The organism is Winogradskyella maritima (genome assembly GCF_042650215.1).
GTDB lineage: Bacteria > Bacteroidota > Bacteroidia > Flavobacteriales > Flavobacteriaceae > Winogradskyella > Winogradskyella maritima.
Genome location: NZ_JBHSAT010000004.1, coordinates 186,146 through 197,522 on the forward strand (window position 1 = coordinate 186,146; position 11,377 = coordinate 197,522).

Annotated in this window: 7 protein-coding genes; 2 read left to right on the forward strand and 5 right to left on the reverse strand. The window is 40.6% G+C overall.

Annotation, left to right across the window (positions count from 1 at the left end; translation table 11 throughout):
- The first annotated feature begins 7 nt into the window (after nucleotides 1-7).
- Together ACFOSX_RS01865 and ACFOSX_RS01870 are read left to right on the forward strand one after the other, a co-directional pair.
- A complete protein-coding gene (locus ACFOSX_RS01865) occupies nucleotides 8-3,433 on the forward strand; it encodes a protein O-mannosyl-transferase family (RefSeq protein WP_386096443.1) in 3,426 nt (1,141 codons plus the stop codon).
- A 3-nt stretch (nucleotides 3,434-3,436) separates the two neighbouring features.
- On the forward strand, nucleotides 3,437-4,129 hold the full coding sequence (locus ACFOSX_RS01870; protein ID WP_386096445.1) for a polysaccharide deacetylase family protein: 693 nt from the start codon (nucleotides 3,437-3,439) through the stop codon (nucleotides 4,127-4,129).
- Here the strand turns inward: ACFOSX_RS01870 and ACFOSX_RS01875 are convergent.
- From ACFOSX_RS01875 to ACFOSX_RS01895, 5 genes are all read right to left on the reverse strand, one after another.
- The gene (locus tag ACFOSX_RS01875; RefSeq protein WP_386096447.1) at nucleotides 4,126-4,422 is read right to left on the reverse strand and encodes a thioredoxin family protein; all 297 of its coding nucleotides are present in this window, start codon (nucleotides 4,420-4,422) and stop codon (nucleotides 4,126-4,128) included. The genes ACFOSX_RS01870 and ACFOSX_RS01875 overlap by 4 nt on opposite strands.
- 134 nt (nucleotides 4,423-4,556) lie before the next feature.
- Nucleotides 4,557-5,789, reverse strand: a complete 1,233-nt coding sequence (locus ACFOSX_RS01880; RefSeq protein WP_386096449.1) for a metallophosphoesterase — start codon at nucleotides 5,787-5,789, stop codon at nucleotides 4,557-4,559.
- 33 nt (nucleotides 5,790-5,822) lie between these two features.
- A complete protein-coding gene (locus ACFOSX_RS01885) occupies nucleotides 5,823-8,300 on the reverse strand; it encodes a beta-mannosidase (protein ID WP_386096451.1) in 2,478 nt (825 codons plus the stop codon).
- The gene (locus ACFOSX_RS01890; protein WP_386096453.1) at nucleotides 8,290-8,979 is read right to left on the reverse strand and encodes a copper homeostasis protein CutC; all 690 of its coding nucleotides are present in this window, start codon (nucleotides 8,977-8,979) and stop codon (nucleotides 8,290-8,292) included. Before ACFOSX_RS01890 ends, ACFOSX_RS01885 begins: the two co-directional genes overlap by 11 nt.
- Nucleotides 8,980-9,061: 82 nt before the next feature.
- A complete protein-coding gene (locus tag ACFOSX_RS01895) occupies nucleotides 9,062-11,359 on the reverse strand; it encodes a beta-N-acetylhexosaminidase (RefSeq protein ID WP_386096455.1) in 2,298 nt (765 codons plus the stop codon).
- Between the last annotated feature and the right edge of the window lie 18 nt (nucleotides 11,360-11,377).

Genomic DNA, 11,377 nt, shown 5'->3' on the forward strand with positions numbered 1-11,377 from the left:
GACATTTATGACCGCATTTAACTTTAAACGGTGGAATACCATTATTAGTTGGACTGCCTTTGCCATAGCATTTATCACCTACGCGCTAACCATAGAGCCCACAGTAAGTTACTGGGATGCTGGGGAGTACATTTTAACCTCATCAAAATTACAGATTGGACATCCGCCAGGCGCACCACTCTATCAGATTATGGGTGCTTTCTTCTCAATATTCACCTTTGGAAATACGGAATACGTCGGTATGATGATGAATATGATGAGCGCAACCGTTAGTGCATTCACTATATATGTGATGTTTTTGACCATATCATTGTTACTGAAAAAACTCGTTAAATACAATCCTGAAACTGATAATCACCCAAAAGCCTATGCCATTTTAGGTAGTGCTTTAGTGGGCAGTCTAGCGTTTACCTTTACGGACTCATTTTGGTTTAATGCCGTAGAGACCGAAGTGTACGCCATGGCGACGCTTATCATGTCCATATTGTTTTACTGTGCTTTGCGTTGGGAGCAAGACATGCACCAACCTCGTGGTCACCGCTGGTTGATTCTTATTGCCTTTTTAATCGGGTTGTCTTTTGGGGTTCATTTTATGGGACTATTGACGATTCCGGCTATTGGTTTGATTTATTATTTCAAAAACTATAAGACGATTACGGTTAAGAATTTCATTCTGGCCAATGTCATTTCCGCAGGTATCCTCTTGATTATTTTCAAGTTTATTGCGCCTAACTTATTGCGCTACTTCAGTTGGATGGAAATCAACCTCGTCAATGCATTGGGTCTGCCCTTCCATTCCGGAAGTATTATCGCCGGGCTTCTATTAATCGGGTTGTTTTATTATGGTTTGAATTATACTAGAAAGAAAGGTCACATCCACGGTAACAACATCATTTTGTGTCTCATGTTCATTTTCATTGGGTTTTCGTCTTGGTTGATGTTGCCGATTCGGTCTAATGCGGATGTGATTATGAATCAGAATGCACCATCGGATGCTAGACGACTGCTCGCCTATTACAACTTGGAGCAGTATCCTGAAACACACCTGTTCTACGGCCCTCAGTTTACCGAAGTGTATTCTGGCGCAGATGAAAACAAACCCTTTGTAGACGATAAAAAGTACTACGAAAAGGATTATGAAAAAGGCGAATACGTGGTCATCAACGATTGGAAAAACGCCAAACAAAACTACAACTCAGAACACGCCATGTTACTCCCACGGATGTGGAGTACCGAACATAACGAAAACTACATGATGTTCACTGGGCTTATCGATTTTAAACTAAAGCCCGATTTAGCTACAACCTTTTATGAAACGGCACGTGGTGCTGGCTATCCAGAAGAACAAGCCAACGCCTACTCTAGCGAGCGCATGCGCGAACTGAACAATATGGTTCAGGATTTTAGGATGCGCGTTGCCCGTGGCGAAATTGATTACGAAGATTACGACCGCTTCTTAAAAGATAATGCCCAATCTTATTTTGAAGTGGAAAAGCCTTCCATGCTAGACAATATTGTTTATATGGTACAATACCAATTTGGCTATATGTACTGGCGTTATTTTATGTGGAATTTTACCGGACGCCAAAACGATGAGCAAGGTAAATACGACGATTTTAATGGCAATTGGATTTCAGGAATTCCTTTTATCGATGCCCTTCATTTAGGGATGTCTCAAGATAATCTTCCGACCGATGTTACAGAAAACAAAGCCCGAAACACCTATTATTTTCTACCATTCATTTTAGGATTAATTGGTTTTTTCTTCTTGTTTAATTCAGATAGAAAACGCTTTTGGGTGCTCTTGGTGTTTTTCTTAATGACCGGATTGGCCATTCAATTTTACACCAATATTAGACCGTTTGAACCGCGTGAACGTGATTATTCCGTAGTAGGGTCTTTCTATGTCTTTGCAATTTTTATCGGATTTGGTGTTTATGCGCTCTATAATTTATTGACCGCAAAAGCCAAGCAAAGCAAACTACCGGTTATCGGTGTAACACTGGCTTGTTTGGTGCTTGTTCCTGGGATTTTAGGTGCGAACAATTGGGACGACCATGACCGCTCAGGCAAATACACCGCCAATTCTATGGCGCGGAAATATTTGGAATCCTGTGCGCCAAACGCCATTCTGTTTACCATTGGGGACAATGACTCTTTCCCGCTTTGGTATCTTCAGGAGATTGAAGGTGTTCGTAGAGATGTACGTGTGGTCAACACCAGCTTATTGCAAACCGATTGGTATATCGACCAAATGAAACGCAAGGCCTATACCAGCGAACCTATGCCTTCAGAATTGACTCACAACCAATACCGATTCGGGACGCGTGATTTCATAATGCGCCGTGAGATTTCGGGTGATACCATCCCTATTCAAACGTTCATGGACTTTATTTCGAGCGATAAAGCCAGTACAAAACTCAAATACGTGGTGCAACAACAAGGCGAAGACCCTAGAGGTTATCCAAACGCTATGTTGAATAGTAATTATTTCCCAACACGAAATATTAGCATTCCTGTTAATAAGGAAAACGTATTGGCTACTGGCTTGGTTAAGCCCGAAGATGCTGAAAAGATTGAAGACACCATCTATATGAATATCAGTAGCAGTGCCATTTATAAAAACCGTCTGTTTATGCTAGATATCATAGCCAATAACGATTGGGAACGCCCCATTTATTTTAGTGGCGGTGCCTTTGGTGATGAGGACTATCTGTGGCTTAAGGATTATTTACAATTAGACGGCATGTGCTACAAACTCGTGCCGATTAAAACACCTGTTGACCGTGCGAATCCTTTTGATATGGGTCGTGTGGACGTAGATTTGATGTACGAAAAAGTAAAATCCTGGGATTGGGGTGGCAGTGGTGAAGATATCTACCATGATACCGAAACCCGTAAAAACGGAATTACCTATCGTGGAAATTTAGCCCGATTGATTGAAGGCCTAATAAATAACGATGAGTACGAAAAAGCCGAAGAAATCGCAGACTTGGCAATGGAAAAAATGCCAGTGGATGACTTTGGATTCTACACCTTGTTAGAACCTTATATTAGTGCTTACTATCAAATTGAAAAGGAAGACAAAGCCCGAAAATTATACAACGATGTCGCTGTAAAATACCAAGAGCGTTTAAGCTATTTTGGTGGTTTGGATGTTGATGTGCAAGAACGATTGATTGAAGAAATCTTTACCGATATTCAGAAGTATCGCTCTTTGGTGGATGTCACTGTGGCTTATGGTGATGAGGAATTCTCGCTACAGGAAACCCGAAAATTTAATAAGTATCTGAGCTTATTTGATAGATTGCTTGGCCAAGACACACCAGAATTGCCAGACCCAACGGATGTGGATATTCAAGATTTATTGAATGATTCTTCGGGAACCATTATAGAACCAGAGTCTGAAAATGATTCTACAGTAGACAACTAAATCATGAAACTGGTTCCGGCGAAAACGCCGACTTTGGTTAAGCGTTTATTCCCCAATTTTATTTGGAATATCGACACCAAAGAAAAAGTGCTGTACCTCACATTTGATGATGGCCCAACACCACAAATCACCGAGTGGGTTTTAGAAATTTTGGAGGAGTACAAGGCCAAAGCCACTTTCTTTTGTATTGGTTCCAACATTGAAAAGCATCCTGATATTTTTGATGCTATTTTAAAATGTGGGCATGCGGTTGGGAATCACACCTATAATCATCTTAAAGGTTGGAAACACAAGACTACGGACTATCTTTTTGATATTGAAAAAACTCAAAGTCTTATAAATTCCAAAATCCAATTACTAAATTCCAACGCACACTCGGACGCCGATTGGAATTTGGAGCTTGAACATTGTAATTTGAAACTGTTCCGTCCTCCCTACGGCAAACTCAAAACCAAACAAGCTAAACAACTTCAAAACCTCAACTACAAAACAGTCATGTGGGATGTGTTATCTTTTGATTGGGACGCTTCAGTATCTGAAGAAGCCTGTTTAAAAAATGTCACCAGCTCCGCCAAAGAAGGAAGCGTTGTGGTGTTTCATGATAGTGTAAAGGCGTCTCGGAATTTGCGGTATGTGTTGCCGAAGGTTATGGAATATTATTCTGCGTTGGGGTATTCTTTTAAGAATATTTACTAAACATACTCCTGTACCAAACCAATCAAAGTGTCTGCATCTAGCTCACCGCTTTGGCGCCATTTCATTTCGCCATTTTTGTAGATAATCAATGTCGGTAAGCCTTTAACCCGAAGTGCTTCAGCCAATTCCTTGTTTTTGTCTACATCGATTTTAATGACTTTGGCCTTATCTCCCAAGGCCGCCGCAACATCCCTAAGTACGGGATGCATTGCTAAAGATGGTTCGTTCCATTCGGTAAAGAAATCCAATAACACCGGAATCTCTACATCTATTAATTCGCCAAATTTTGACATACGTAACAGTTTTTGATAAAACTATGGTTTCACAAACCTAAGCATTTTTATGAGGCGCTTTAACCCAAAAGGGATAGTTCGCTAATTATTATGCTTTTATAAATATACTAAAAACCTGAAACACCACCATATTTTTAGGCGTTTTGCGGTGCTTTTCCTTTTTTAAGTTCTATCACAGTAATTTCTGGCCAAATGCCCACACGTCCTGGATAACCCAAATAGCCAAACCCACGATTCACGTTGATGTACTGCCCTACTTCTTCGTAGATTCCCGCCCATTGCTTGTAACGCCATTTAACGGGGCTCCATTTTATCCAACCTGGGATTTCAATTCCAAATTGCATCCCATGCGTATGTCCGCTTAGCGTTAAGTGGTAATGGTAGTCGTCTGGTACAACTTCAGCTTCCCAATGACTAGGGTCGTGACTCATCAGTATTTTAAAATCTTCAGGCGTGATTTTTTCTTTAGCTTTTTGAAGGTCACCCGCCTTTTTAAAACCGCCTTTACCCCAATTCTCAACCCCAACTAACGCCAAACGCTGGCCATCTTTTTCTAAAAAACGACTATCATTCAACAACAAATCGAACCCAATATCTTTTTGTAGGGTCTTTAAATCTTCCAAATTTTGGGCTTTGGCTTCTGCTGTTGGCCAATCCACATAATCCCCATAATCGTGATTACCAAGTACAGAAAACTTACCGTCTTTGGCCTTCAAACGTTTAAAGGTGTCGCGCCAGGGTTCCATTTCGCTAGATTTGTTATTCACCATATCGCCTGTAAAAAGAATAACATCAGAAGCTTGTTCATTTACTAAATCAATGGCGTATTCAATCTTCTTCTTGTTATCAAAACTGCCAGAATGTATATCGCTCAATTGCGTAATTCTATAACCGTCAAAAGCGTCAGGAAGGTCTTCAAAATGAAGCGTATAATTCAACACCCTAAAATTGTATTTGCCTTTATACATGCCGTAAAGCAAAGAGGTGAAGGGAATGGCGGCCAATCCTAATGCGATTTGACTGATAAACTTTCGGCGGGAAGGCAGGTAGAAAGACTCGCGTGTGACCAACTTATCATAAACACCTAAAGCACCACGTATGATGTCTTCGCCCAACATTATCGGGACAATCACCAAATTAAAGGACATAAACGCCAACAGAAAGCCAAAGGCGTAACTCTTGGTTGGATTCAATACACGCCCTTCTGAAGTAATCGCAAATTGATATATGAAATTACCAATGACCAGCAGGGCAACGGCAACATACAGATAGTAAATCCATTGTTGCTTAGTCGCTGTTTTTACAGCCTGAAAGCCATAGATGGTAAAGAAAATATATATTATTCCGAAGATAATCCAACGTGTCATAAAACCGAGTTATGCGGTAAAATTAAGGAATCCTCAAAGCTTCGGTCTTACAAAAGTGTTAAAGGTCTTTATTTGAAGGTCATCTAATTCGGTAGCATCTGTTTTAAATTGGATAGCGCGCGTTTGGTTGGGCAACAGGTCGAAAAAATTATCCTCAAAATGCCCTTTTAAATTTGAAAACATGAAGACATCTTTTTGAAGCGTTTCACTTTGAAGTTCTATTAAAAATCCATCTGCCGTTTTTGAAATGCTTTTATTAATTAAGCTTTGTTTGAGTTTTAAGTTTTTTGGTCGTTCAAAATAATGTAAAAAAGTTTGTCCTTGATACGTGGCGACAAGTACAGCTTCTTCTTTTTTGAAATCCATTCCGAGTAAGGATTGCCTCATGATGCGTTGACTAGTGTTAGGTGCAACACGTTTTGGCCCTGTATTTTCCCATACAATGCGTCCATCAAAGTCCATAATCTTCAACGATAATTGCCCAGACTGTGCTTCTAATTTATCGTTGACTATCCATACGCTCAATGTATCATTTTCCAAATTTGAAGACACCAAAACATCCCTAAAACTGCGTTTGGTTTTATAGTGCAAGGCTTTCCAATTGCCCATAAAATCGATACTACTCCAAGACACCACTGGCCAGCAATCATTGAGTTGCCAATAGAGCGTTCCCATATTGTAAGGTCTTGCACGGCGTTGAGCTTCAAAACCCATGGTCATACCATGAGCTTGAAGAAGTTGGCTCATATAGACATAATCTTCATCGTTATCTGGCACAGGAAAATCACGCTTCATATACTCATCAATCAGTTGAAAACCTCTCACATGTTTTTGGTGGTTTTTAAAGCCTTCGGACGAAATGTCTAAACTATCATTTTGGTTAATGTACTTAATGGCTTCGTAACTCGGGAAAGACTGAAATCCGAATTCCGACATAAAGCGCGGTACGTTGTCCTTGAGATGTTCAAACGGATAGGCATCGTGCCAAATCCACCAATCGTGTGCATCGCCTTCCGTTTTGTATTTGGGGTTGCCACGACCGTATTTTGGAGAGCTTTCCCAATAATCAGTATTCGTAAATTTTGAAACCGTTTGTGGCAAGATAGAATCGAAGACCGCTAGGTAGTTGTTCCAAATCTCCTCTTTTTCTTCCTCGCTTCGTCCGGCTTGCCAACCCCAACGGTGCCAACCTTCAGAGTTTTCGTTATTACCACACCAAAGTGCGATTGACGCATGATTTCGAAGGCGTTTTACATTGTATTCGGCTTCTTGTTTTATTTTATTCAGAAAATCAGTGTCGCCGGGATACATGGCGCAGGCAAACATAAAATCCTGCCAGACCAGAATGCCTTTTTCATCACATAACTCGTAGAAGATGTCATTCTCATAAATACCGCCACCCCAAACGCGGAGCATGTTCATATTGGCATCAACGACATCATTCAACAGTTTTTCATAATAGGTATCTGTTACCTTATTTTGAAAGCTGTGTTGTGGAATGTAATTGGCGCCTTTAGCATAGACTGGCTCACCATTGACTTTAAAGTAAAAACTCTCGCCAATACTGTCTTTTTCGGTTACCAATTCTATCTCTCTAATGCCGTACTTTGTAGAAATACTATCTAAAATTTTGTTGCCGCCTTTTACTACGACTTTAATGTCGTACAAATAAGGTTCTCCCAAATTGTGAGGCCACCAGAGTTTTGGGTTTTTGATTTGAAGGGGAATCCAATTTGGCATAAGCGGGTTTGGATTTTTAAATTTGGAAAATAAACTGTCATTGACGAACACATTATAAGTCAATTCTTGGTTTGACACTTCTGCATTATCCATCTCAATCAACAAACCAGCTTCAGAATTATCTAGACTCAATTGTTTAATATGTATGTCTTCTATCTTATACGCATTCCAAGCTTCTAATGTTATCGGTCGCCAAATCCCGCTGGTATTCAATATTGGACCCCAATCCCAACCGTACTGAAATTGTGCTTTTCGAGTAAAAATGCGTTCGCCTTCAGGGAGTTCGTAAGTGAGTTTTTCTTTTTCGATGGTTTCCTGTTTTGAAGTACTTTCAAATAGAATGCGTAAGTCGTTTTCGGGTTTGAGAATGGCTTTCACATCAACCTGCCATTTGCGAAAGGCATTATTGGCTTTTAGGATGAGGCTGTCATTCAAAAACACGGAGGCGTAGGTATCTAAACCTTCAAAATTCAGTGTGATGTGCTTTCGATTTAAAATTTTATCATCTACAGAAATCATGGTTTTATACTCCCAATCTTCGCTCGAAACCCATTGCACTTTCTGTTCGTTATCGCCGATAAATGGGTCTTCAATCACATCGTTATCTAACAAATCTGAAAACACATTGCCAGGCACCGTCGCCGATTGCCAGTTTGTGTCGGACACTTTTTTGAATTGCCAATTGTCATGAAGATTGATGGTGATTGGCACATCATGTTTAGGTTGGCAATTAAAAAGTAATGCCAAAAGTGCTAAAAGACTAAATCTCATTGAGTATAGCTTTTATCGTTTGAATATCTGACACTGTTTGAGGCATTCCAAACAGTGAAGGGTCTTGGTCAATTTTTCTGGACGCTGAGGCGTGGATTTCTTCCAGTCCGGCATCCTTAAATTTTGAGGCATTTTTAGGCGAAATACCACCTCCCGCTAAAATCGTTATCCTGCCTTTGCTTTCAACATGGAGTACTCTGAGCAATTCCAACCCTTTTTCGGCAGATGACCCTTGGCCTGAGGTTAAAATTCGGTCCACACCCAAATCAATCAATTGTTGTACAGTCTCTTTTGGGTTGATGACCTCATCAAACGCGCGATGAAAGGTAAACGGCAACGGCTTCGATAGCTCTACCAATTGTCGTGTTCGCTCCACATCTAAAGTTTTATCAGCATTTAAAACACCTGAAACAATACCGTGGCAACCCAAATCTTTGCATAATTGGATATCGTGTTTCATGATTTGAAACTCATCATCTGTATACACAAAATTGGCACTTCGAGGCCGAATCAATACACATACTGGGATGGATAATGTGTCCATCACCTGCTTCAATAAGCCATAGGATGGTGTAATACCTCCAACAGATAGTTCTTGGCATAACTCAATGCGGTGTGCACCTGCCTCTTGGGCGTTTTTTGCAGATTGGTATGAGTTGGTGCAGATTTCCAGTTTCATCGTTAGTTCCCGCTTAAGCGGGAATCTTATTTGTCATTCCTGCGTAGGCAGGAATCTTATTTATTTGAGTTTAGGGGTATCTTTAGTTCACAATAATCTCATCAATAAAGGTCCAAGCCTTATTCCCAGCACCTTGTTTTCCGTCTGGGATGGTGCCGTAGTTCGGTACTATTAGGACTATTTCTTTGGCATTAACTTTCTTGAAAGCGGAAAAATCCCAACGAAATGACTTAATATTCAATGGTTCTAAATCTTCAGCAATCAATTTATTAGCTAATACTGTATCATCTTCAAGTAATATGCGAATAGCCATATATTTTGGCGCATAAATCCACTGCCCATTACCATCATAAAATCGGGTTTCAATGGAATTAATTTCCGTTTCCTCGCCTAAATCAATCTTAACCTCAATATCCTCACCCCAAAAGCCCAGCCATTCTTTATCGCCATAACGGGTATCGCTACCAGAAATACCATTGATTAAACCTTGTGCGCCACTGCCAGAATACGCTTTGTGCGGGGGTTTATCAATCGAAATTTTTGCGCCAACGGCTTTATGAGAATTGATGTTTTGCGTGAAGGTTTTTCCTAATTTTTCATCGCCCTTAAATACCGAAGCCTTAATAGTCACGCTCTCATCTATAGGAATTTGTGAGACGTAAATTGAAGAATTAGAATTCGGTTCTGAGCCATCCAACGTATAGCGGATGTCCTTCCCTGCTATTAAGGTTTCCAACTCATAAAAAGCCATGCCATTTTCAGAAAACATCTTACCTTTTGTCTCATAGAGATGGTTGGCATAATTGATATCTAAAATATCTAATCGTTTATGAAAGTATTCTAGGCGTTTTACAAAGTCTGCATAGTTTTTATTATCAGGTGTTGTCCAATTGACCTCAGCCATAGCCAGCATTCTGGGAAATGCCATGTTTTCTACGTGGTCTTCAGTGGGCATATATTCCGTCCAGACATTGCCTTGAGCACCTAAAACGTATCTGGCTTCTTCCTTACTCAATTCTTCAGGAATTGGGTTAAATCCATACACCTTTTCCAACGGCAAAAAACCACCAATGGCCAAAGGTTCGTCCTCGTTATCGGACTGGTAATAATCGAAATAAGCATGTGAGGTCGGTGTCATAATAACGTTATGTCCGGATTGTGCGCCTTTAACTGCACCGTCTGTACCTCGCCAAGACATCACGGTAGCATTTGGTGCCAAGCCACCTTCCAAAATTTCGTCCCAACCGATGATTTGTCGACCTTTGGCATTCAGGTATTTTTCCATGCGTGTGATGAAATAATTCTGAAGCTCGTGTTCATCTTTTAGGCCTTCAGATTGTATTCTTGCTTGGCAATCTTTACAGGTTTTCCATCGTGTTTTGGGGGCTTCATCACCTCCGATGTGGATATACTCACTAGGGAATAATTCCAATACCTCATCCAACACATCTTCCAAAAATTTAAAGGTTTTCTCCTTCGTACAGTAGATGTCTTCGAACACACCCCATTTGGTGGCTACATCAACCTGTTCTCCCGTGCAACCGAGCTCAGGATAGGCCGAAATCACTGCCTGACTGTGCCCTGGCATTTCAATCTCGGGGATGACCGTAATCATTCGTTTTGAGGCGTAATCGACTATGTCCTTAATCTCTTCCTGCGTATAAAAACCGCCGTAGCGCTTCCCATCAAATTGGTGCGGTTGGTCGCTGTAATGACCAATCAAGGTTTCGTTTCGGTAAGACGAAATCTCATTCAGTTTGGGATATTTTTTTATCTCCACACGCCAACCTTGGTCGTCGGTTAAATGCCAATGAAAAGTGTTCATCTTCAGCATGGCCATAGCATCAATGTATTTTTTGATGAAGTCCACAGAATACATATGACGCGACACATCTAAATGCATGCCTCGGTAGGGAAATTGTGGAGCGTCTTTGATTTTCAAAGACTGTATTTCAATCCCTTCGGACTCATAGTCTGGAACTACAAATTCTGGTGGTAAAAGTTGAAATAAACTCTGAAGACCATAGAAAGCCCCTTCAGGCGTCGGCGCTTTTAGATGAATTAAGTCTGGGGTTATATCTAGTGTATAGCCTTCAGGATTCGTTATGTTTTCATCAAGAGAAACTCTCATTTCGTTAGTTTTTCCCGTATTCGAACCTAAAACGGAAGACGATAAAGTTTTCCAAAAGTCAACGGCGGGTTGCAGTTCTTTATCGAATGTTAAATAGGTATTTGAGCTTAATTCAAATATGCCCTCTTCAATTTGAAGGCTCTGTGGTGCGGGAATAATCTGAGGAACAACACCTTTAGACGCTTCTGTTTTGCAAGCCAGCATGGCGCAACAGAAAATCACTAGGAGGGCCTTTTCTTTGAAATGCATTTTACTATCTTAGGTGCA